This window comes from Metallosphaera sedula DSM 5348, from assembly GCF_000016605.1.
GTDB classification, from domain to species: domain Archaea; phylum Thermoproteota; class Thermoprotei_A; order Sulfolobales; family Sulfolobaceae; genus Metallosphaera; species Metallosphaera sedula.
This window is the reverse complement of the sequence record NC_009440.1, coordinates 1,790,772-1,813,108: the sequence shown is the minus strand read 5'-3', so window position 1 is coordinate 1,813,108 and position 22,337 is coordinate 1,790,772. Positions and strand designations below refer to the sequence as shown.

The following is a 22,337-nucleotide window of genomic DNA, read 5'->3' as shown; positions in this document are numbered from 1 at the left end:
AAGTTCCACGAACCCCACGACTTATAATTGACTTAATAATTCACTTATATGATACCAATTCCCTTGGGTATTTAGTAGATTATTTTATAATGTTAAAACACTATGTTATCTTAGGTGTATGAAATGATAAGTTACAACGAAGCTTTGAGAACAAAGGTGGATTACAGGATAGTGGAAATAGCCCAAAGTTCCCCAAGTACCGAGATCAGGGCTATTCTTGTCCTCGACACCTCCCCCTCAGAGGAGGTCCTTAAGGAGATATCAAGCCTCGCCAAGATTGACAACGTCTTCAGCTTCATGATGACTGTTAAGGTGAAGGGAAAGGCCTCTGATGTTGCCAGACTTGGAGAGAAGTCATTCATAAGGTATATAATGCTAGACGAGGTTATTGCAAGGACGCAAGAGTGGAGCTAAGGGACTGGCAATTAGCGCTCAAGGACAAGGTAGTGAAGGGGCTAAGGGAAGGCAATCTAGTAGCCCTGCAGTCCCCCACTGGAAGTGGAAAGACTCTTTTCTCTCTCGTTTCCGCGTTTGAAGTTAGGCCTAGGGTTCTTTTCACTGTTAGAACCCACAACGAGTTCTACCCTGTTTACAGGGAAGTTAACAGGCTCGGGAAGAGGTTCTCCTTCGTCATGGGGAAGGGAAGGGCCTGCCTCTACGCCGATGAAGGCGCAGATCCTGAGGACATAAAGTGCTCCCTGTGTGACTCCTACGTTGCGATGTTCGTGGATTCCACGGAGCCTCCCTTTACCCTTCTCAAGGAACTCAAGGAGAGAGGGAGAAGGGAGAAGTTTTGCCCCTATTTCTCCCTGATTAACTCAACCAGCGTCGCCGACGTGATTGCCGTGACCTATCCCTACGTGTTCACGCCTTGGATGTGGGAGGCCCTTGGTCTGGAACTAGACGACTTCGTCCTCGTGGTGGATGAGGCCCACAACCTGGATAACTTGAACGAGCTAGCAGAGAGGAAGCTCAGCCAGCAAATCCTCGACCTCGCCCTCAAGGAGGTTAAGAGCAAGGAGGCAATCTCGATCCTTGAGAGAATCAAGAGGGAACTAGGTGAGGTGGTCCTCCAAGAGGAGAGATACATCAAGGTAGAGGATTATCCTAAGGTGGACGGACACGAACTCAAGCTCCTGAAGGAGGAATACGAGGACAGAAGGAACGAGATGATTGCCAACAGATCCATAAGGAAACTCCACTTGGGATCGGTGATCAAGTTCTACAGCTCAGATGAGGCCCCAGTCTTCTCCTACCGTGGTCACCTGGTGATGAAGCCCCTCCTCTCCTCACCATTTCTGTCGATCCTAAATCGCGACGACCTACCCGTGATACTAATGTCAGGGACCATGCCACCAAAGGAGTACCTGAGCAAGGTCCTGGGAATACAGAGGCAGATTCTTTACCTAGACGTCGAGAAGGAGGTGAAGGCGAAGGTCACAGGGTCCTTTGATTGTATGCTTGCAATTGACGTAACCTCGTCCTACTCCCTGAGGAGCCAGGAGATGTGGAAGAAATACGCCAGCTACCTCCTCAGGATATATCACCTGGCCAAGGCCAACATCCTCGCGATTTTCCCCAGTTACTCCATCATGGAGAAGGTCATGGCCCACGTAAAGGTTGACAAGTACGTCGAAGGTAGCAGGACAAACCTAGAGGAGGTGATCGGTGAGTCCGGAAAGAGGAAGCTCATCATTGCTGGAGTTGCCCGGGGTAAGCTCTCCGAGGGGATTGAGCTAACCAGGGACGGAGCCAGCGTCATAAGCGACGTCGTCCTCTGCGGTATACCCTATCCCTCCTTTGACGATTACCTGAAACTTAGGAGCGAGGCCATATACAAGTTAACGGGACAACCTGTTAGGGAGGCTCTCATGGAGATACCGGCACTCATAGCGGTGAAGCAGGCAATAGGGAGGGCAATCAGGAGCAGGCAGGACCATGCTACCGTCTGGTTACTAGATAGGAGGTTTGAAACCTCGTGGTGGAAACTAAAGATAAACTGTTTTAATCCCAAGAAGGTGAAACTCTAGCATGGAAGTTGAGATTTTCACGCACAGAAACTGCACCGAGTGCAACCTCCTCGTGGAGTACCTTGAGGAGAAGGGTCTCCTAGGTAAAGTGAAGCTAGTGGACACGGAGACTCAACCCTTCCTGGCCCTCGAGAGGGGAGTCATCTCAACCCCCTCAATTTTCGTGGATGGTAAACTCGTGTATGCCGGAAAAGTGGACCTTGAGGAGTTTGAGGAGATACTTAAGGGTAAAGGCGTAGCCAGGACCTACAATAGGGAGGAACTCGTTACTAGGTTGATGGAAGGGATAGTGGACTCCTTCGCAGCAACTGCTTGGCTCTACGTTAACCGCGACTTCGATTCCTTCCTTTCCCAGAGAGACTTCGTAATGGCGGTCACGGGGCTTGCGCTCTCAGAGAACCCGGAGGAGGGATTCAACTATCTGAGGAACGTGTTGGTGAAGGACAGGGAGAGGATTCTCCAGGAATGGGAACCCAGGATGTTCAGGAACATCTCATCCAATTTCGTGAGGGAGATCTACTGGCTCTACGGGAAGAAGGTCCCTAGAGAGGAACTGTTCTCCAGGTACACGCTTGAGATCTTCGCCCACTGGCTCATGGTCAGGGGAGGGGCTGTGGGAAGGGTAGGCCTAAGGATACACCCTCTCTCCGAGGTGGACACGATGACAAGGATCGCGAAGGTCTACGGGTACGTCATGGAGAACTATGACTCCCTGTGGGATAAGGTAGAGAAGGAGCAGAAGTCGTTAAAGGGGATCCACGCGGTTGGCAAGCCCTGACGAGAGTCCCCCCGCTGGAGTTAAATACTCGAGATTGAATCTTTACCCATGCCACTAAGACCAGGAAGATGCTACAGGCACTTCTCGGGGCCTGCTTACACTAGGAAAGAGTATATCCCGGGAGTTCCCCAACCCAAGATAACTAAGTTCACAATGGGAGACCACAAGAAGGACTACGACTTCGAGGTGAGGTTGCTCACAAAGCAGATTGGTCAGATCAGGCATAACGCACTTGAAGCGGCTAGGGTCATAGCGCTGAAGCAGATGACCTCAATGGTGGGAAATGAAACCGACTTTTACCTTTACGTTACCAAGTACCCGCACCACGTCATAAGGGAGAACAAGATGATGGCCTTCGCTGGTGCGGACAGGCTTCAAGACGGAATGAGGCTGTCCTTCGGAAAGCCCATTGGAACTGCAGCCAGGATTACGAAGCTCGGCGACCTCATCATGGCAATAAGGGTGAAGAAGGAGCACCTCGAGTTCGCAAAGAAGGCCTTTAAGGTTGCCTCGAGCAAGCTCCCGCTCGACACCGAGATCGTCGTGGTTCCTCTAAAGGAGGAAAAGACTCAGTGAGTTACATTTTTGATGAAGACCTTCTCAAGTCCGAGATCAGGAAGAGAGGGGCTAGGAGGGTTCTCCTTCAGTTCCCCGAGGGTTTAAGGTATTTCTCCACGGAGTTGGTGGAGAGGTTAAGGGAATCCCTTCCAGACGTTGAGTTCGTGATATCGGGAGAACCGAGCTGGGGGGCCTGTGACATAGCTGAAGACGAAGCCTCCCTTCTCAAGGTCGACCTCCTCATCCATTTCGGCCACTCTCCTTATACCTGGTATTACCCCAGGTTTCCAACCCTCTTCGTTAAGGCTGAGAGCACGGCTCAAGTGGAGAGGGAGACCCTGGACAAGCTAGTTGATGTCCTTCGCGAGAGAGGAGCTAACTCGGTCGCCCTAACCTCGACCGTTCAGCACGGGAAACTACTGAACCAGGTGAAGGAGCACCTTTCCCCCCACTTCCACGTGGAGGTTGGAAGGCCTTCCTCACCTTTCATGGGGGATGGACAGGTCCTGGGATGTGACTACAAGTCTGCCCAGGTTGAGGCCGACGTGCACGTAAACATCTCAGGTGGGGTTTTCCACGCCCTCGGACTGGGACTGGCCACGGGTAAACCGGTCATCAAGCTTGACCCCTACACGAGATCTGTGGAGGACCTAACTCCTCAGGTTTTCAAGGTCCTCAAGGTGAGATATTCCAAGATCATGGAGGCCATGGACGCGAGGACCTGGGTCATTGTGCAGGGATTGAAGGTTGGCCAGAACAGGCCCCTCATGGTTAAGTCCCTAGAGTCCAGGCTCAAGTCCCTGGGGAAGACAACCTACGTGGTCACAAGCAAGGTTCTGAACCAGGACTCCCTCAGAAACCTAGATAGGAGCTACATCGACGCCTTCGTGGTCACATCGTGTCCAAGATTACCCACGGATGACCTCTACCTTTACGAGAAGCCCGTGTTGACACCTGGAGAGGCGAAAATGATTATAACCAATAAACTAGAACCATACATATTTCCGTGGTAAAAATGGGAAAACAGGGCGATTTAACGCTTCCTGGGGACGTTCTCTCCGTGATCGAGGAGTTCACTCCAGGTGAGGGTTGTTACGAACTTCAGGGTCAGGTCAGAGCATCAATCATTGGGAAAGTCTTCTACGACATGATCAACAGGAAAAGCAACGTGATCCCTGAGAAGAAGACCTTTGTATACAAGCTCAAGAAGGCCAAGTACATGTACGGCCTCGTCACCAGCCTGAAGGAAGATTACGCGGTTGTGGCAGTGAGTAGTGTAGAGGAGAGGTTCGTGAGCCCGTCAATAACGGGTTACCTCCACATCTCGCAGGTCTCCCACAAACACGTTAAGTCCCTACGAGACGCAGTGAGGCCATCTGACGTGATAAAGGCCAGGCCAATCTCCTACACCTACCCCCTTCAGCTCTCGCTCAGGGGAAAGGACCTCGGAGTGATAGTTGCGTCCTGCTCCATTTGCGGGACCGTAATGCTCAAGATGGACGAAGAACATTTAAAGTGCCCGAACTGTGGTAACGTTGAGACCAGAAGAGTTGGACCTTACTCGGTGAAGGGAAATGGAAATCGCAGTTGAGAGGGAAGAGGAAAATTACCTGGAGTTAAGGATCCAGGGTGAGGATCACACTCTAGGTAACTTAATAGCTGGTAGGCTGAGGAGCGTTAAGGGAGTTATCCTCGCGACGTACTACCTGCCTCATCCGCTTAAGGATGAGCTCGTGATCAAGATAAAGACAGATGGCACGATCTCTCCTAGGGAGGCCCTCAATAGGGCGATAGAGGACGTAAAGGTTCTTGGAGAGTCCTTCCTCGACGAGCTGGAACAGGTTTAGGAGTTGAAACCCGGGAGCAGGATCGCAATCCTGGTTAGGGAGGAACTAGAGGGCATTTGCGTGTTTAGGGGGGACAGACTAGAGCACCTATTTCTTGATATGGAGGACTTCGAGAGGAGCAGGGTCAGGGAAGAGGTCAACCTAAGTAACTTCGGGTTAGGTGAAGAGTACCACGGTGAACTGGAGGGAGAGTGCTCCAGGATAGTGAAGTTGATATCGAAAGAATTAAAAAAGATGATGTGAAGAGTGTTGAGGGTGTTCTTTATTTGAAATTTTGCCCCAAGTGCAAGTCCATGATGACCCCCAGGAAAGTCAATGGTGTCACCATCTACAAGTGCGTTAAGTGTGGTTACGAAGAACAGGGTCAAAGGTCAGAGATAATTTCCTCAAAGGTGAAGCACGCAGCCACGGAGAGAACCCTTGTGCTAGAGGACGAGGAGGTTCCCGCAGGAACCCAGAAAATGAAGGGAGTCATGTGCCCCAACTGCAGGAACGACGAGGTCTTCTTCTGGATGCTACAGACGAGGGCAGCCGACGAACCTCCGACCAGGTTTTATAAGTGTACCAAGTGTGGGAAAGTCTGGAGGGAATACGAGTAGATAGACAGAGAACTACATTTAGTCATTTTGAGCACTTGAGACTTTCTTGGTGTATTTTGGCGCAGTTACTGTTAACCTTAACGGGGGTTAAGGGGGCGGAAGTTCCCATCCGCAAGGGTGGGAATAAATAGCCCCCCATGGAAAAGATTTTATATACAAACGATCATTCAACTTACCTCTACAAGGCTGAAAGAGCCGGTAGGGCTGATGAGGGTTGGGATTACCTGATTGCCTGTGGAGGGGAAACCTCTGCTATACCTTTGCGTATAGTAAGTTCCCCTAAAGAAGCAGGAAATCCCCATCACGAGGTGGGGATGCTCCGTCCGTAAGGGCGGAGTAGTTCACCTATATAGTTTAGCTAGATCTGGAGCGTAAATCTTTTTTGATGACTCCACCTCTAGATGTAGGGACCCGTAGCTCAGCCAGGATAGAGCGCCGGCCTTCTAACAGGCCGAAGGGAGCCGAGGGTCGGGGGTCCGAATCCCCCCGGGTCCGCATTCAAATTTTATCAAGCGGTAATCTTAGTACTAGAACCGCTTAGCTCCTACTTGAATCCTTCTTATGCATAACGAAACCGTGGTTAGAGCTATAGCTAAGGTTATTTGATCGACTAGGAGAGAGAATCTCGATATAAGGCGAAGTCACTTAATCCATCGCCGGCGTGTGGCGATTCATTAAAATCTATAAGTTCGTAAACGTTTATATAAAAACATGAAACTAGCACTATTGCATGGCATAGATAAGGAGGACGAGAACAAACTGAGAAAGGCAGGCATCTCGGTAGAGACATTGGAAAGGTTATTGGGGGAACTAGACAGAGAATATTCAGACGCTTTATCAAGATTTTATGAAAAATTTTCTGAACATATAATCCTGTCAAGTAACCTGTCAAGTAACCTGGAGATCGAACCTGGAGAGTTACGTGAGATTCAGGAGAAGTACTCGAAAGTCTATAAACTACTTGAAAACTTGAACGACGAGGACTACAAGGACTTTTGGCTAAGGAGAATCAGTCGTGTCTTGGATAATTTAACTAAAGGGAAAAAAGAATTTGTTGAACTCATCAAAAGAAAAGATAAATCAAATCCGATCATGGAACTTTACTATCAGGAATTCCTGGACGTTTTATCCTTCAAGTACGCAAATTTGAGATCAGTCACACTAAGCCACGCTAAGGCTAAGGATAATCCTGGGTTAACAAGGGAAGTGAATTCGATAATATACTTTTTGATGGAGTTTCTAGCCCCCCTAATGCTATACATAAACGATAAACCAATGAACTATAAAACCTTGGCAGATTTTGTTGCAATATTGATAGAATTTAACTCAAGAGTAAGCCCTCCCCTATTCAATGAGTATACTAACGATTACTTAAGCGCACTCTTTGGGGTTAAGTAGTGATAGGTATTACTTTTGATACAAATCTTTTGTTTTATTATATTTTTGATTATTTAGACCAGGCAAAGACAAGGCAAGTACAGGAGATCGTTCGACGTGCTAAAAGCAATGAACAATTCGAAATATTTCTCCTCAATACTGTGAGGACTGAGCTTAACAGCGTAACTATTAGTATTTTAGACATAACTAAAACGATAGTTGAAACTAATTTGCCTGATAACTGGGACCAATTGTCTCTTGAAGATAGGATTAATCTACTTGAGAATCTAGACAAGAATTTTACTGAAAAGTTCCAGGAACTATATAAAACTAAGTATAAAGCTAAAAATAACGGTGAAAAGGCGAAGATTGGGCTAAGGCTTTTCAGGAAGCTTGAAAACAGGTTCCATACCAGAACTAGGGAAGAAATAATAAATGATGTGTTAGGAGGTAAAAATTGGGAACCAGTGATAGCTTCGATGAATAAAAGACTAGACGAGAATTTTGAACCTTTACCTTCAACAGTCAGCTTGAAAGATAATTTAATGATGGAACTTACTCTTATAGATGAAAAAATAGTAAGTGAAAATCTAAAGAAAAAAGAAGGTGCAAGTGCCAACAGGATGGATAGGGTTATTTTAACCGAAATATACCTAGCGTTAAGTGGTGGAGTTTATGATAAAATTTTCTTTGTTACTAACGATTATGATCCATTTATAATATATAACGACCTTAAAAATTCACTAGAAAATTCACGTAATAAACAAGATACACAAGGCGGTTCCGACAAATGGAGGCAAGTGGCTGAAAGGGTTTTAGACAAACTAGGTAATTTGAGAATCGTAAATCTTTCCGAGGGAGAAGTCATCTTTGGATCCGGCATCTAGTCTCGCGAATTCTTGGAAGATATTGAAAGCCTGGAGAACCTGCGAATGGCCTGAACTGTCTCCAGGATTCGAAGTCCAGTGTAGCACCTAAACTCTTACGTGTCCAAGGGCCCGCATGAGATAGTGAAGACGACCAAGGAACTTTATGACACTAGATCTTAAACTTAGACTGCTTATGCTCCCGGTTCCGTCAGAAGGGCCCTAAGAGACAAGGCCCTAGGTTTAGATGGGAGAACCTCTAAGGAGAGAATGTGAAACATCATTGAGAAGGTAGTAACGTGATAGAGCCTAGAGCACTTCCTAGACTTCTTAGAGGTATAACTGCGTGAGAGTTACTTCTCCGCCATATCACATGACAAAACCTTTTGAGTACATCTTGTTAACGAACATAAAAGGATCACTAAATCCCACGCTACACGATAAAGGAGATTAAAGGGAGTCATTTTAAGGTGTGTGCTATCTGTTCAATTAAGTTTTTATTCATGTTAAATTATTCCCAAACATGAAGGCCCTAATTCTCGCTGGCGGTTACGGCAAGAGACTTAGACCCTTCACTGACGAGAAACCTAAGCCCCTCCTCGAGATAGGTGGAAGACCAATCCTCGAGTGGCAGATCACCTGGCTAAAGAAGTACAACATCCGTGAGTTTGTGATCCTCACAGGATACAAGAAGGAGACCCTCATAGATTGGGCCTCATCCAACGCTGACAGGCTAGAGGTTAACTTCGTGTATAGCGTGGAGAGTGAGCCCCTTGGTACGGGAGGGGCAATACGCAAGGTGAAGCACTTCATAAACGAGGACTTCCTTGTGGTGAACGGGGATATTCTGACTAACCTAGATGTGTCGAGATTAACCCCAATGTCCATAGCCTTGGTCCCGCTGAAGAGTCCCTACGGGATAGTTGAGGTTAATGGAGAGAAAGTTAGCAGGTTCATCGAGAAGCCAACGCTGTACGACCACTGGATTAACGCAGGGGTGTACAGACTTTCTCCTGACGTGTTTGATTACCTTCCGGAGAAAGGTGACATAGAGAGGACAACCTTCCCGAAGCTCGCTGAGATGGGGTTATTGAGGGCAGTGAAGTTCGAGAGGGTGTATTGGAGGTCCATAGACAGCGTCAAGGATATGGAGGAGGCAGGACAGGAGGTTGGACAGCTTGTATGAAGATTGGGACAGGCTATACGCCGAGGCCAACAAGCTCCAAGTTCCGAGAGTTGAGGGGGAGGTCTTCTGCTTCGGGATGGGAGGAAGCGGTGTAGCATGTGAAGTCATGAGCGCCTTTTACCCTCTTCTAAGGGACATGAGACACGCCGACGTCGTTATTGCCGTGAGCTACTCCGGTAACACGAGGGAGACCCTAGAGATCGTGAGGAAGGCGACCTCGGCTGGCAAAAGGATAGTCGCGATAACGTCTGGTGGAGCCCTGGCTACGCTCCCCGTGGAAAGGATATTGGTGAGGGGTGGGGATCAACCTAGGTACTCCTTCCCCCTCCTCTTTCTCCCCCTCGTAAAGATGTTGAGACCTGAGCTCACTGAAGAGGTCATCCGAGGCGTCAACGCGAATGAGGCGAGAAGGGTGGCAGGGGACCTCCTCTCCGCAATCCGTGGGAGGATACCCGTGTTTTATGCGTCCATCTACCTGGGTCTCGCCAAGAGATTTAAGCAGGAGATCAACGAGAACGCGAAGTACCCCGCCTTCTTTGGCGAGATACCAGAGGTTAACCACAACGAGATTGAGGGCTACGCGCACGGATCGGGACTCTTCCCAGTTGTGTTCTCCTCAGGTCCCCTAGACGAGGTGACCGCAAGCCTAGTGAACGCGAAGGTGATAAGGATTTCAGGGATCAGGGACGTCTCCCTCCTCATTCAGAGCGCAGGCTTCCTTTCCGTCATGCTAGCAAGGGAACTTGGGGAGGATCCCGAGAAATTAACCAGGATACCTGAGGGAAGGAAACTTGTGGAAAGGATTGGCAGTTGAGGGAGGAGGTACTAAGACAACTGCAGTTGTGTTTCAGGGACTTGAGATCCTAGGCCTGGGGATCTCTGGATCCTCGAATTTCGTCGAGGTAGGCAAGAGGGCAGAGCACACCCTGAGGAAGGCAATCCAGAGGGCCCTAGACATGGCTAACCTCTCGCTCGCGGAAGTGGAGAGGGCGTCCTTTGCCCTCGCAGGGATAGGTGATTCCCCAAATTTCACCAGAATAGGGGAGAATCTAGTTAAGTCAATCTTTCCCAACTCCCTAGTGGTAAATGACGGAGTTGCGGCAGTGAAGCTTGCCCACCTCAACATGGATGGTGGAGCGCTTGTGGCAGGGACAGGTAACGTGGGTTACATCCAAAAGGCCGGTGAACTCAAGAAGCTTGCCGGCTGGGGCTGGTTTTTCGGAGATGAGGGATCGGCTTCCTACATAGGGAAGAGGGGCATAGCCATGGCCACGAGGGCGCTAGACGGGTTAATTGAGAGCAGACTTCCGGAGGAGGTTGAGAGATTCTTTGGTGCCCCCATCAGGGTTGTGATCGAGAGGCTCACGAAGAGACCCAATAAGAGGATAATTGCGTCCTTTGCGAAGGTTGTGGACAAGTTGGCTGAAGAGGGCGACCCAGGGGCTAGGATCGTGATGGATGAGGCGATTGCCTACATAGACTCCATGCTGACCAGGATGAGGAAGGAGGTGGAGAGGGTTGCGGGAACAGGGGGAGTGTTTAGGTCCATGATGGTTAGGCAGGCCTTTCCAACCCTGAAGGTATATGAGGGCTATCAGACCGTGATAGGGTCAATGGTTATGCTCCTTGGTGACGTTAAGGAGGAGGATAGGGACGAGTTGTTGAAGCAGTTGGAGAGGCTAAAGCCCAGGAGAAGACAAGGTTCGCATTCATGAGGCGTTAAGGGATTCTCTCGACAAAGGAGACAAGTGAACTCTTGCTATTAGCCGGTCAAAAACCTTTTAACTGTGTGAGTAAAGAGTATAAAACAAATAAAGACTACCGATGAAGCCTTTTACTCGTTGCCTGGAGAGGCAGCGGGGATGAAGGGCTAAGGCAACGGAAGACTACCGATGAAGCCTTTTACTCGTTGCCTGGAGAGGCAGCGGGGATGAAGGGCTAAGGCAACGTAACCTGTTTCTGAGATACATAGGTTTCTCTTAATGTGTTTAGTAATGTATAGAGGTCTTGGGACAAGCTCCCCTGAAATGAAGCAAATTCAGCAGAGACCACATAATCAGCTATCATTATCCCCTTTTTGTATAAGTTTTTCTTATTACTCGAATCCCCTAGGCTCAGGTTTAACTTGACGCTAACTCTACGCTTTTCCTTACGTATGATCTCTCCCACTTTGGAATTAAATTCCCGCTTTCGAGATTTTGACAACTTGTCGTTTAAGGAATCGTAGAATATTTCAACCTCATTTTCCACAAGTTCCATGATCTCCCTCAGGGGATACTCCAGATAAATTCTGAAATATTGATCTGAGATTTCATCCGAGAGGATTTCATACTTTAGCAGAACTACCCTGAATTGCCCCTTGTTTCCAACGAGTGTGGTCAAAAATTCCTTTCGTCTCTCTTCATGATCCTTCCTAAAGTGATACCTGGAATCTCCGATCCAGTCCAGCCTGTAGTCGTTCGTGACAACACAACTAAGGAACATGTGATAGCGATCATGTATCTTCACGGGTCCGGCTTCGTCCACGAACGCGATGGCACTGGAAAATCGCATTGAGGAAGTTGAGAGTTTGCTCCCTTTAACCTTATACTGCTTCTACGTTCATGTTGAAAACTCGTTGAAATATCGAGACGTAATACAGGAATTACCTAGGGAATCACCTCAGAAACATCCTCCTTATATCCGATGTTCTATACACACTCCTGCTCACGTTGAGACCCTTGAACCATAGCCCCACCCTTTCGCAGTATTCCATATCGCTTATTTTACGTCCTTGGCACAAAGTCATTTCCCGCGTCAATCCAGCCACGTAATCTGCAGAGGACACCCATATATCCTTGTCTTTTCCTCCGAACTTCACGGTAAAGCTATGCGAACCCAATCTAACCCACTTATGAAAACTATTCGCCAGTAACGTCTTTTGATCCTCCCTGAACAGGGGATTCCTGTCGTAGATTAGGCCTACATGTGAAGCTTTCCTCTTTCCCAATATCCTCTCCAAGTGAAGGGCCACTAGTTTACCGTAAACCTCAAGGACAAGGTTGCCAATATCCTCTTCCTTATATATCACTATCCCAAGGGCCAAAATATGTCGACTCAGGAGAGAAATGAACTCGTCTTTCACGCGACCTGCTTTTCCTGGTTTCGGTCTGTCGTGGGAATACTTGAAAACTGCCTCTCTTCCGAATACCCTTTCCGAAACTTCACGATAACTATCCCTGAACCTATCTACGTCTAGAATTACCGAAATCCCTAGGCAAAAGGGTTCATCCACTGTCCTTGACGGACTTCCAGATTCGTCAACGGCAACTATTAGAGATGCGGTCATGTGATCGAAGTTCTAATTGATTGAGGTTTTTAGCTCTTTATAACAAGTGGAATGTGAATACGCAGGTCATTAGCTCTTCATCCTGCTCCTGTCCCGGAGCAGTCGAGCTTCATGGATCATCCTGCTCCTGTCCCGGAGCAGTCCTCACTTAAATGTTGTAGCGAGCAACTTAAAACCTTTTCCAAGTTTCTAGCTCTAGAATTCGGTTCTGAATACTGATTAAAATTTTCGGAATAAAATTGAGTGCAAATGAGGGCAAGGCATTACCCAGGATGCATCGCACCACTTCACGGGCTAGCTTCATCGCGTTAGCAACATATCTTTGGATTCTTCGACTAGTTCTCAAAAGTAACGACGGTATAACACGAACGATTTTCAGATACCCAAGCGTGCGCTACTCCATTGAAGTGACCAGCAATAATTCCCTGGTAAAGAAGGGAGTAACAACATGAAGAGCAAGTCGCGATCGCTTAACCTTATTGCTCAACCTCTCCATAAATCAACCTGATTCCTAGGTTCTTGGCCCTCTCCACTGCCTTCTGAGTCACGACGTTAGCCAGCATCATCTTCACGGGGTTCTCAAGTTTTAGGACCTTGGACACCACGTAACACGTGTGGTTAAACCTCGAAACGTCCTTCGGCTGGGCATAGGCCTTGACCTCGATGAGGTAGGTGGTACCATTCCTCTTTAGGATGTCTACCTCGTATACGTCTCCCTTTTCCCCAAACACGCCCTGCTCATCAACGTAGGTATAACTGCTCAACAGTGATACGTCAAACCCCTCCTGTTTGAAGACCTCGGCCATGAATTCCCTAACCACCTCTTCCTGATCTATCCCCCAACGGGCGCCTATGTTTCCCACCTTTCTCTCAAGGCGGACTAGGTTCTCCTCAACTCTGGTAAGTCTCTCCTCGCTTCTCTTCTGTGCCTCGGCTAGTTTCTCAACCGCGGACTCGAGTCTAGTTAGTCTCTCCTCGCTTCTCTTCTGTGCCTCGGCTAGTTTCTCAACCGCGGACTCGAGTCTAGTTAGTCTCTCCTCGCTTCTCTTCTGTGCCTCGGCTAGTTTCTCAACCGCGGACTCGAGTCTAGTTAGTCTCTCCTCGCTTCTCTTCTGTGCCTCGGCTAGTTTCTCAACCGCGGACTCGAGTCTAGTTAGTCTCTCCTCGCTTCTCTTCTGTGCCTCGGCTAGTTTCTCAACCGCGGACTCGAGTCTAGTTAGTCTCTCCTCGCTTCTCTTCTGTGCCTCGGCTAGTTTCTCAACCGCGGACTCGAGTCTAGTTAGTCTCTCCTCGCTTCTCTTCTGTGCCTCGGCTAGTTTCTCAACCGCGGACTCGAGTCTAGTTAGTCTCTCCTCGCTTCTCTTCTGTGCCTCGGCTAGTTTCTCAACCGCGGACTCGAGTCTAGTTAGTCTCTCCTCGCTTCTCTTCTGTGCCTCACTTGACCTCGTCTCGATCTTGGCCTGCCCCTCCACTAGCTTGTTCACGACCTCAGTCAATTGCCTCACCAGCTCCTTGAGTTCCCTCATCTCATTTGGGGCTAGGCCTAATAGCTCCATGACCTCCCTCCTAAACTCTGGGTCCTCCCTAAGCAGTCTAAGTATCTCCTCCTTCAAGTCCATGGGATAATCTCGCGTGTGGAAATAATAAGCTCTCTAGGGTCCATCAGGTTAGTTGGCTCTGGATTGAGCCAACCCCGTGGTGCGCTTAGGAACGCTCTAGGATTGAACGGTCAACTGCGACAAATAGGCCCGTGTTTCTCCAGAGAAAAGGGTAGATTAGCGATCCCCAAGGCACCGCTTGACTCTCAGCTGGTAAAGTCACGTGCATGGAAACCCTCGAGTTTCACGCACTGGACGATGCGCCAGCAACACTGAACTTGCCTTGGTGCGGGCTCAGTGGACATTCACACTTCAACTAGTCCTGGGCTTCCCGCTTCCAGAAACAGATGCCATATAAGTTCTTGTCGTCTACCATAAGTTCCTGAACTCCTCAACAGGTCCCAGGATCTTCGGGAAAGTTAGCCCTCGACTCAGCCAACCTCGGTAGCTTCCTGTCCTTCTCCGACAGGATGGGGTTAGGAAGGGGCCACCTCACGCCTATCTCAGGGTCATCCCACGCAACCCCCGCGTCGTGCTGTGGCGAGAACTCCCTCGTCACGAAGTAGATCACATGTGAGTCCTCAAGCGCCTGAAACCCGTGGGCGAATCCAGGCGGTATCCAGAGTAGCTTCCCAGGGGTTAACTCGACGCCAGCCCATCCCTTGAAACCGCGTCTGAGGTCAACTGCGACGTCGTAAATCCTTCCCGTGATCACCGTGACCAGCTTCCCCTGTGGGACCGGCATGGCCTGAAAGTGAAGCCCGCGAAGAACCCCTCGCCTCGAGAAGGAATGATTCACCTGAACGAACCTGCAGGGGAATTGCGACTCCCTGAAAAGCTCCTGAAAGAACCCGCGGTCGTCAGGGTATTGGGTTGTCTCGATTAGGGTAACAGGTCCAAGGATGGGGGTGAACTTGAACATGGGTTAAAGATTGCTGAGGAGCTTAAATGGTTGGGGACTTGGTGGCTCGAGATTGTTGTGTATTGCACGAGCCTGAGATTGTGGTGTGCACGAGAGAGATACCCAACAGAAAACGATCAGTCCTTGAGAAGCCCAATCAAGGCGAGTCTTGAGTACCCGTGAGGCTCTAGAAAGCAGGGTCAAGTTTGTTGGGGTCCCAGTCGAGTGAATCCTGGGTCCCCGCTCTACGCACAGTCACCCATTCACTGATCCTCTAAACGGCGTTTCCTCTAGCACCCTGCTGTTAATCCCCTCCCACCACCACCTATTCTTCACGTACCAATCCACAGTGAGCGAAATCCCCTCCCTGAAACTCGTCCTGGGCCTCCACCCCAGTTCCCTCAACTTCGTGGAATCCACGCTATACCTGAAGTCGTGTCCAGGCCTATCCTCCACAAACTTGATGAGGTTCGGCTTCCCAAGTATCTCGAGGATCGTGGTAACCACCTCTAGGTTAGTCTTCTCCTCCCCCGCGGATACGTTATAGATGCCGGGCTTCCCCTTCTCAGCAACCGTGAGGATAGCCTCGCAGTTATCCTGAACGTAAATCCAGTCCCTAACGTTCTTCCCCGTGCCGTACACGGGAACCGGGAGGTTGTGAAGCGCCCTTATCACAGTCTTCGGAATCAACTTCTCCGGGTACTGATAGGGACCGTAATTGTTGGCGCTCCTCGTAACCCGAACGTCCAGGTGATATGTGCGGGCGTAGGCCATGGCTAGGAGAGTGGCGCCAGCCTTTGAGGCAGAGTAGGGGGAAGAGGGGTTGAGGGGGTCAGTTTCTCGGAAGGACCCTGAGTAGATCTCGCCGTACTCCTCATCTGTACCTATCTGAATGAAGGTGACGTCGTAACGCCTTGCCCCTTCTAGGAGGTTCGCGGTCCCGAGGACGTTAGTTGAGACAAAGGAGAGCGGGTCCACAATACTGCGGTCCACGTGGCTCTCAGCTGCGAAGTTGAAGATGAAGTCAGGCCTCTCGTCGCGGATAAGGTCGAGCATCCTGGGGTCCCGAATATCCAGTTCAACTGTCTTGACAGGGACGTCACGTAGGTTGGCCCTATTGGACCCCACGGAGAAGTTGTCCACAACCACAACGTCTGCCTGGTTAGCGATCATCCTCACGAAATTGGAACCTATGAACCCGTAGCCTCCAGTGACTAGGACTTTTCCCTGCATAGGATAGTCTAGTGAGGCACGTTTTATTGTTTTGCGTCAACGGAGAGATCGTTTGTGGCGTGATATGGGTTCGTGACGTCCACGAGTTAATGGCGTAACGTGTAATTCATGAAATAGACTAAGTCCTATGACTATGTAGTTCTTCTACTATCTCACTTTCGATATCTTAGTACTACCAGCAAACGAATCGAATATTACGTCAGCCCTATTAATGTATTTCTCTAGGAAAATTTGGAAGACTAATAAACTGACCTCCTCACCTTTTGGTGAGGGCTCCTTTTTTGAATTGATGAGGGAGGAAATTCAGCTCTCTGCTGAATAAGGAGCGTCAAATACAACATTTTCCCCATCCATGAATTTTTTCCATCTTTCTAAATCTGCATTAACCATTATTTTAACAAGCTTCCTAAAGTCTGTTCTAGGTTCCCAACCTAACACTCTCTTAGCTTTTGTGTAGTCCCCCACGAGATTAGATGGATCAAGTGGGCGATATAATGATTTGTCTATGACAACATGCTCCCGGTAATCCAAGTTTACCACGTTAAACGCCTCTGTAACGAAATCTTGCACTGAGTAACTTACCCCCGTAGCTATTACGTAGTCGTCTGGTTTATCCTTCTGTAGCATTAACCACATGGCCTCTACGTATTCAGGAGCGTAACCCCAATCTCTCCTAGACGACAAGTTACCTAAGCGTAACTGGTCCTGTAATCCTAGTTTTATCCTTGCTACAGCGTTTGATATCTTTCTTGTGACGAAATCTAAACCACGATACTCGGATTCGTGATTAAATAATATGCCAGAAAGAGCAAAGATCCTGTAAGCTTCCCTATACACTTTCGTCAAATAATAAGATCAAACCTTGGACACAGCATATGGTGACTCTGGACGAAATGGTGTAGACTCGTTTGCTTTGCCAGATAGACTACCAAACATTTCGCTGGTACCAGCAAAATAGAACTTAGTTCCTGGAGAATGCTTACGTATTGATTCGAGCATAATAGCGGTAGACATGGTGTTCGCACTCAGAGTACTAGTGGGGTTCTCAAAACTGGCTCCAACATGACTCTGCGCCGCAAGATGATATAACTCGTCAGGTTTAAGCTCCTTAATTATATTTGACATACATGTCGAATCAGTAATATCGCAGGTGTGTAACTTCACTTTGTCTACAATGTCTAACGATACAAGTCTCCATATGTTCATGGTACTTGTACGTCTAATAATACCGTGTACCTCGTAGCCTTTGTCTATCAAAAACTTGGATAGCAAAGCCCCATCCTGACCAGTTACACCGGTAATCAGAGCTACTGGCATAGAGTTAGACACATGTAGCTATAATAAATATTTTGTTTGGACCTAGTTGTGTGCATCTGTAGTATCGTTAGATAGGTATAAATATTTGTACAACGAGGTAATACTTATAGGCAAGATGGAGAGAAAACTGGTTTATAGAGAGATATCCCTTCCTGCATGAGGACCACGTGGTCAAGAAGTGTAGGAAGGGGAGAGTAGGAGTACCTCTGCAGGAATTGTGAGAAGCTGTTCGTCGAAGGGGCTAGACATCATTACCACAAGAGCGTTAGAGGGTAGTAACTCAAGATATGAATGAGATGAGCATGAGATCTCCAGGGCACTCCAAGTCCCCCTTGGGATCTTCACATGGATCAAGGGATACGGTGATAAGAGGTAACGCGAGGGCTACCCAAGATTGTTGTGTAGGAAAATAAAGAACTCAGCTTATTAATTTCCATCATCCATCACCTGGAAGCGAGAAGCATGGAGCCGCTTGAGGTGATAGGAGTGGTGCCTGATGTGTGACACAGGACTAGATTTCCAGCACGAGTTGTTTCGGATTATGGCAACGACGTAGGTGTCGAGGAGTTGGGACGAGGGGAAGTAACCTCCTAGGTCCTGTCGAACTACGTCAAGATAGGGGTTGAAGCTCTCGGAAGTATTGTTAGTGTAGATGTAGTGCCTGACCTCGCGCGGGAAGTTCAGGAAGGCGGTGTATCTAGATGTGTCAAGAAGGTAATTGATCCTCTTCGCTGAGTACTTGCTCATGATGTCGTTAAGTGAGGAGAGGATCGCCTTACCTTCCTCAATCTTTCTCGCGAGCTTCACTCATGAGGTCTATGGCCCTCTTGCCCACGTCTTCAGGGAGGGCCCTCACCAAGTTCCTCGCGAGGTGGACGAGACAGAGCTGGTGAGAGGACGAAGGGAAGAGCGCCGACACGAGGTTATCTAGCCCAGGGAAGTCGTCACAATAACGTCAACCCTACTCAGTCCTCGCGAGATTAGCCCGTTTAGGAATAGCTTCTATCCGTCTAGGTCCTCCCTGTCAGCCTTGTCGTAGTCTAGGACGAACTTGTTACCGTCTAGGTCAACGCCTATTGTCGTGTATACCACCTTCTCTACAACAACATTATTTTCCCTCCTAACTACCTCAGCGCCCAAGTTGCGAAAAGGTCGCTTGGCAAACTTGAGGACTTGAACTCTCTCAACCTCTCAGCAATTCTCCCCATTACCTCGTCGCTATACCCGAGTCCCTACTCCTAAGGACTTCACCTGGCACGGCGTCAATCCCTCGAGAACTAGCGCCTCCAAGAACTCCTCGTAGCCCCTTGCAACCCTCTTGCCCTTCTCTGGGAGAACCCTCGGCCTAAACCCTGACCTCCTGGTCCTTGGAACCCACAGCCTCAACACGTCCTCGTCAGTCTTCAGCTGAAATAAGTCCCGTTCGCAACGTCATCTCTCCCCTCCAGGTACACGTCCCTTTCCACCTCCATGACAGCCTGTAGCACGAGCTCCTCAACTTCCTTGAAAGTCATTCCCTTCCTGAACGCCTTCTTAAGCGTCTCCCTCTGTCTCTCAGTTTTTTCCCCATAATATTAACCCCCTTCAGGGTTATTTTTGTCTTTTGCAATTATTTTTTCACCTCATAGTCCACAACTAACTGGGATAAACCCCACACAAAGCTCCTCAACCTCTGTAGCGCAAAGGAGGTTACGAGAGAGGGCGTGAAGGTCGTTGATGAGATGCGGACTTACGTGAAGAGGAACGCGAAGACCCTGTACGCGTGGGTCTTCACGGCCCTCCTTTTCTCTAGGACGGGGCATGTACGTTGCTTTCTCCGTGGGTGATAGGGGAGAGAGGACCTTTCAGGAACTTAGGCAATACCTAACCCGAGAAGGTGACGTGGGTAAGTGACGACAACGTGTACTTTCTCCTGCACAAGGGTACCGTCGTGTCCCCCGTGAACTCCAACGAGTCCCTTCACTTGTCACTTTGCAATAGGCTCGTGAGGTTGAAGAGGACCGCCAAGGAGGCAAATAGGAGCCTTGAGATAATGAAGTACTCAGTGAAACTCGTCCTGTGGAAATGCAGCCTAAATCCCGGAATTTATAACTTCATGACGAGATTATGGATACACTCAGGTTGGTGAAGACTGATTTTATTATTTTGCGTTAACGTAGATAATGTTCACGACGTGTCATATGGGCGTGATACCCACGGGTTAATCGCGTGACTTGTCATCCGTGAAATGGACTAGATAGTTTTCTGGCGCGTATATAACCCATTTTTCTATTATTTTCCCCTATAACCTCAACCTGAAATCCGTTACTTTCCAGGATAGACTTCAGGTTCTGTAACCCGTTGTGATATTCCATGAAGATAGCCTCAATCCTTTCGAATGCCTCCCTTTCCAGGTTGTTCAGCACAGAATACTCGCAACCTTCACAGTCCATCTTCAACAGACCCACAGTCTCATCCTTTGCCATATCCAATAATTCTGTCAATGTCACGCTTTCCACTGTCTTGGGAATCACCCTTTCACCCAGCTTGACCATATTTTGTGGATCTATGGAGTTGCCATTTACGCTATTCTCGTATACGTAAAGAGTAATCTTACCCCTCTGCGAGGATAACGCCTTGTTCAGGAGTATTACCTGATCCCCTACTCGAGATGCCTCAACGTTCCTTGTGGCTAAGGCGTAACTCTCCTCATCTGGCTCAAGCGCTATAATCCTCTTGGCCCCCCTCTTCGCAAAAAATATACTTGAGTCGCCGTTGCTTGCCCCAACATCTATAACAACTTTATTTCTCACATCATAGTTGTAAGAATTGTCCAAAAATATCTCCATTATATGTCCAAGATCATTACCCTTATTGGTTCTACAGGTTATACTTACTTCTCCATCCCTGCTGGTTAAGGTCACCAAGTAACCTTGAACACCTGTGACTTTCCATCCCCTTGAGAGTATATTGCCCAGCACGTAGGCATTGAATGGTGAAATCGAGATTGTGGAACCCGCAAGCTTAACCTCTAAGTTCCGTTTTAAGAGAAAGGAAATGAGAAGGCTTGGCATACTAACGTGGAGATTTCGTGAAATTTCCTTGGCAGTGTTGTATTTCGACCTAATAGTCATCAGAATTGAATACATTTTTAAGTATATAAACCCTTTACTTGAATTAGCCCAACTTAGATAATTTGTTTTTTAAGCTTCAAGAATGAGCGAGTAATGATTTTGGATTGAAGATCAATTGATCATGAAAGCCGACTTTCATGACCACTCCATTACAATACTATGAGATCACGGATTAATTTAGTCCAACTCATCTTGCCAAAATATCAACCCAGATTTTTGTTATCACCTTGATTTAAAAATGTGTTAAGAGTAATTTTTAGCAGTACAATTCAATATTTACCACACTAACATCGACGACCAAATATAATTGCTATATTGAAAACATGATGGCTCGAAGGAAAATCTCACAGTTTCTCAAGTTTCTTTGCCTAAACGCTATGCTAAGAAGAACTTTAGGGATTGCCCGAGATTGCTGTGGTTCGACGTTCAAAATACCTAGAATATACAAGTATATCAAGTCTCAACTTGACAGCGTTATCCTTGACCTATCCCCGACCACGAGTCGCTTGATCCTGGGTACTCCCGATCTGCTCTCAACGACCACATCGTTACCTATAATACTATAGCTTATCCTGGAAACCCCTTTTATCTTAACGCCCTTCATGACGATCGAGTTCTCTATCTCTACATCACTGAGTTCGCAATCATCCCAGATCGAGGTATATGGACCAATGAATACGTTAGGCCCTATGACGCAGTTCTTCCCTATAATCGCGGGTCCGCGAATTATGACGTTCTCCCTCAAGACTGTCCCTTCCCCGACCTGTACCCTGCCCTCGATCTTCGCGTGATCGTGTCTAAAGCTACCGTGAAGAGAGTCCAGCACCAACTGGTTCGCCTCAAGCAGGTCCTCTGGCTTCCCCGTGTCCTTCCACCATCCCTCCACCTGAACCACCTCAACCCTCCTACCATCCTCAACCATGAGCTGTAACACGTCTGTAATCTCGTACTCTCCCCTCCAGCTCGGCTTCAGCCTCTTCGTATAGTCGTGGACCACGGGAGTGAAAACGTAAACTCCCACGAGTGCCAGGTTAGAGGGCGGGTCCCTGGGTTTCTCCATAAGCCTCTTCACCCTCCCATTCTCGATTACAACGACACCGTACTGCCTCGGGTCCTTCACGGGAGTTACGCCAATCACTGCGTCTGCCTTGGTTTCATGGAACTTGTTCACGAACTGGGAGATCCCGTTCTGCAGGAGGTTGTCGCCAAGGTGCATGACGAAGGGCTCATCTAGGTACTTCTCAGCCTTCATGACCGCGTGGGCTAGCCCGAGGGGTTCCTGCTCCACGTAGGTGAAATTAGCGGGGTAGTTCCCGTCAATGGCCTCCTTTATCCCCTCCTTGAGCGGACCCAAGATCACCACAATGTCGCGTATCCCCGCGTTCACTAGGTTCTCGACTGCGTACAAGACCATGGGCTTGTTGGCGATGGGGATCGCGTGCTTGTTCCCAGTGTGAGTTAAGGGTCTTAACCTAGTTCCGTGTCCACCCGCGAGGATAAGCCCTTTCATGAAGTGTAGTTCCAGCCTCGGTAAATAAGCTTTCAAGGTTTTATAGGATGACTAGATAGAGACATCAATAAGAGATATCATGAGACATGGTGTGGG

General features: G+C 48.4%; 26 protein-coding genes, 1 tRNA gene and 2 pseudogenes. 16 read left to right on the top strand and 13 right to left on the bottom strand.

The features are described from left to right. The first annotated feature begins 123 nt into the window (after positions 1-123). The 15 genes from MSED_RS09555 to MSED_RS09485 all read left to right on the top strand — a co-directional run bounded on the left by MSED_RS09555 (position 124) and on the right by MSED_RS09485 (position 10,956). Positions 124-414: a hypothetical protein gene (locus tag MSED_RS09555; protein WP_012021795.1), complete on the top strand. Its 291-nt coding sequence runs from the start codon at positions 124-126 to the stop codon at positions 412-414. Continuing rightward, positions 405-2,030 carry a helicase C-terminal domain-containing protein gene (locus tag MSED_RS09550; RefSeq protein ID WP_012021794.1) on the top strand — a complete coding sequence of 542 codons (1,626 nt, stop codon included), beginning with the start codon at positions 405-407 and terminating at the stop codon, positions 2,028-2,030. Before MSED_RS09555 ends, MSED_RS09550 begins: the two co-directional genes overlap by 10 nt. A 1-nt stretch (position 2,031) precedes the next feature. After that, complete coding sequence (locus MSED_RS09545; RefSeq protein ID WP_012021793.1) at positions 2,032-2,808, top strand: thioredoxin family protein; 777 nt, start codon at positions 2,032-2,034, stop codon at positions 2,806-2,808. 48 nt (positions 2,809-2,856) lie between these two features. Then, the gene (locus tag MSED_RS09540; protein WP_012021792.1) at positions 2,857-3,384 is read left to right on the top strand and encodes a 50S ribosomal protein L16; all 528 of its coding nucleotides are present in this window, start codon (positions 2,857-2,859) and stop codon (positions 3,382-3,384) included. Next, a complete protein-coding gene (gene dph2 / locus MSED_RS09535) occupies positions 3,381-4,379 on the top strand; it encodes a diphthamide biosynthesis enzyme Dph2 (protein ID WP_012021791.1) in 999 nt (332 codons plus the stop codon). The genes MSED_RS09540 and dph2 overlap by 4 nt, the downstream gene beginning before the upstream one ends. Before the next feature lie 2 nt (positions 4,380-4,381). Continuing rightward, positions 4,382-4,957, top strand: coding sequence for an exosome complex RNA-binding protein Csl4 (locus MSED_RS09530; protein WP_012021790.1), 576 nt, complete (start codon positions 4,382-4,384; stop codon positions 4,955-4,957). Next, a complete protein-coding gene (locus MSED_RS09525; RefSeq protein WP_012021789.1) occupies positions 4,941-5,213 on the top strand; it encodes a DNA-directed RNA polymerase subunit L in 273 nt (90 codons plus the stop codon). Before MSED_RS09530 ends, MSED_RS09525 begins: the two co-directional genes overlap by 17 nt. Positions 5,214-5,216: 3 nt before the next feature. Beyond that, positions 5,217-5,456, top strand: a complete 240-nt coding sequence (locus MSED_RS09520) for a hypothetical protein (RefSeq protein ID WP_012021788.1) — start codon at positions 5,217-5,219, stop codon at positions 5,454-5,456. 23 nt (positions 5,457-5,479) lie between these two features. After that, positions 5,480-5,812, top strand: coding sequence for a transcription factor S (locus tag MSED_RS09515; RefSeq protein ID WP_012021787.1), 333 nt, complete (start codon positions 5,480-5,482; stop codon positions 5,810-5,812). Between the two features lie 407 nt (positions 5,813-6,219). Continuing rightward, positions 6,220-6,307 (top strand) — tRNA-Arg (locus tag MSED_RS09510). A 216-nt stretch (positions 6,308-6,523) separates the two neighbouring features. Next, positions 6,524-7,210 (top strand): hypothetical protein, encoded by a 687-nt coding sequence (locus tag MSED_RS09505; protein ID WP_012021786.1) that lies wholly within the window; start codon positions 6,524-6,526, stop codon positions 7,208-7,210. Then, positions 7,210-8,076, top strand: coding sequence for a hypothetical protein (locus tag MSED_RS09500; RefSeq protein WP_012021785.1), 867 nt, complete (start codon positions 7,210-7,212; stop codon positions 8,074-8,076). Before MSED_RS09505 ends, MSED_RS09500 begins: the two co-directional genes overlap by 1 nt. A gap of 502 nt (positions 8,077-8,578) precedes the next feature. Beyond that, entirely contained in the window at positions 8,579-9,241 is a 663-nt protein-coding gene (locus tag MSED_RS09495; RefSeq protein WP_012021784.1) for a nucleotidyltransferase family protein, read from the top strand. Beyond that, the gene (locus tag MSED_RS09490) at positions 9,234-10,055 is read left to right on the top strand and encodes a bifunctional phosphoglucose/phosphomannose isomerase (protein ID WP_144418786.1); all 822 of its coding nucleotides are present in this window, start codon (positions 9,234-9,236) and stop codon (positions 10,053-10,055) included. The genes MSED_RS09495 and MSED_RS09490 overlap by 8 nt, the downstream gene beginning before the upstream one ends. After that, a complete protein-coding gene (locus MSED_RS09485; RefSeq protein WP_012021782.1) occupies positions 10,033-10,956 on the top strand; it encodes a BadF/BadG/BcrA/BcrD ATPase family protein in 924 nt (307 codons plus the stop codon). Before MSED_RS09490 ends, MSED_RS09485 begins: the two co-directional genes overlap by 23 nt. Positions 10,957-11,179: 223 nt before the next feature. Here the strand turns inward: MSED_RS09485 and MSED_RS09480 are convergent, their stop codons facing one another. The 11 genes and pseudogenes from MSED_RS09480 to MSED_RS12385 all read right to left on the bottom strand — a co-directional run bounded on the left by MSED_RS09480 (position 11,180) and on the right by MSED_RS12385 (position 19,004). Then, a complete protein-coding gene (locus tag MSED_RS09480; protein WP_012021781.1) occupies positions 11,180-11,794 on the bottom strand; it encodes a hypothetical protein in 615 nt (204 codons plus the stop codon). 103 nt (positions 11,795-11,897) lie between these two features. Continuing rightward, the gene (locus MSED_RS09475) at positions 11,898-12,569 is read right to left on the bottom strand and encodes a hypothetical protein (protein WP_012021780.1); all 672 of its coding nucleotides are present in this window, start codon (positions 12,567-12,569) and stop codon (positions 11,898-11,900) included. Between the two features lie 476 nt (positions 12,570-13,045). Next, positions 13,046-14,188, bottom strand: coding sequence for a DUF3782 domain-containing protein (locus MSED_RS11875; RefSeq protein WP_012021779.1), 1,143 nt, complete (start codon positions 14,186-14,188; stop codon positions 13,046-13,048). A gap of 370 nt (positions 14,189-14,558) precedes the next feature. Then, the gene (gene rfbC / locus MSED_RS09465; RefSeq protein WP_012021778.1) at positions 14,559-15,089 is read right to left on the bottom strand and encodes a dTDP-4-dehydrorhamnose 3,5-epimerase; all 531 of its coding nucleotides are present in this window, start codon (positions 15,087-15,089) and stop codon (positions 14,559-14,561) included. A gap of 234 nt (positions 15,090-15,323) precedes the next feature. Continuing rightward, positions 15,324-16,301 (bottom strand): dTDP-glucose 4,6-dehydratase, encoded by a 978-nt coding sequence (gene rfbB / locus MSED_RS09460; protein ID WP_012021777.1) that lies wholly within the window; start codon positions 16,299-16,301, stop codon positions 15,324-15,326. Positions 16,302-16,604: 303 nt separating this feature from the next. Further along, positions 16,605-17,618: pseudogene (locus MSED_RS12545) on the bottom strand (GDP-mannose 4,6-dehydratase). A gap of 171 nt (positions 17,619-17,789) precedes the next feature. Beyond that, positions 17,790-17,963: a hypothetical protein gene (locus tag MSED_RS12390; protein WP_155464960.1), complete on the bottom strand. Its 174-nt coding sequence runs from the start codon at positions 17,961-17,963 to the stop codon at positions 17,790-17,792. A gap of 81 nt (positions 17,964-18,044) precedes the next feature. Next, positions 18,045-18,425 carry a transposase gene (locus MSED_RS09450; protein WP_048060155.1) on the bottom strand — a complete coding sequence of 127 codons (381 nt, stop codon included), beginning with the start codon at positions 18,423-18,425 and terminating at the stop codon, positions 18,045-18,047. Next, a pseudogene (locus MSED_RS12590) lies at positions 18,403-18,555 on the bottom strand (transposase); the annotation flags it as partial. The pseudogene MSED_RS12590 and the gene MSED_RS09450, both read right to left, overlap by 23 nt. A gap of 65 nt (positions 18,556-18,620) precedes the next feature. Further along, complete coding sequence (locus MSED_RS12220) at positions 18,621-18,758, bottom strand: transposase (protein ID WP_144418784.1); 138 nt, start codon at positions 18,756-18,758, stop codon at positions 18,621-18,623. Between the two features lie 78 nt (positions 18,759-18,836). Then, positions 18,837-19,004, bottom strand: a complete 168-nt coding sequence (locus MSED_RS12385; protein WP_155464958.1) for a hypothetical protein — start codon at positions 19,002-19,004, stop codon at positions 18,837-18,839. A gap of 514 nt (positions 19,005-19,518) precedes the next feature. Here MSED_RS12385 and MSED_RS09440 point away from each other — a divergent pair. Beyond that, complete coding sequence (locus MSED_RS09440; RefSeq protein WP_048060154.1) at positions 19,519-19,746, top strand: hypothetical protein; 228 nt, start codon at positions 19,519-19,521, stop codon at positions 19,744-19,746. Positions 19,747-19,834: 88 nt separating this feature from the next. Here the strand turns inward: MSED_RS09440 and MSED_RS09435 are convergent, their stop codons facing one another. Next, positions 19,835-20,731 carry an FkbM family methyltransferase gene (locus tag MSED_RS09435; RefSeq protein ID WP_048060153.1) on the bottom strand — a complete coding sequence of 299 codons (897 nt, stop codon included), beginning with the start codon at positions 20,729-20,731 and terminating at the stop codon, positions 19,835-19,837. A 460-nt stretch (positions 20,732-21,191) separates the two neighbouring features. Next, complete coding sequence (locus MSED_RS09430) at positions 21,192-22,241, bottom strand: glucose-1-phosphate thymidylyltransferase (protein ID WP_012021775.1); 1,050 nt, start codon at positions 22,239-22,241, stop codon at positions 21,192-21,194. Between the last annotated feature and the right edge of the window lie 96 nt (positions 22,242-22,337).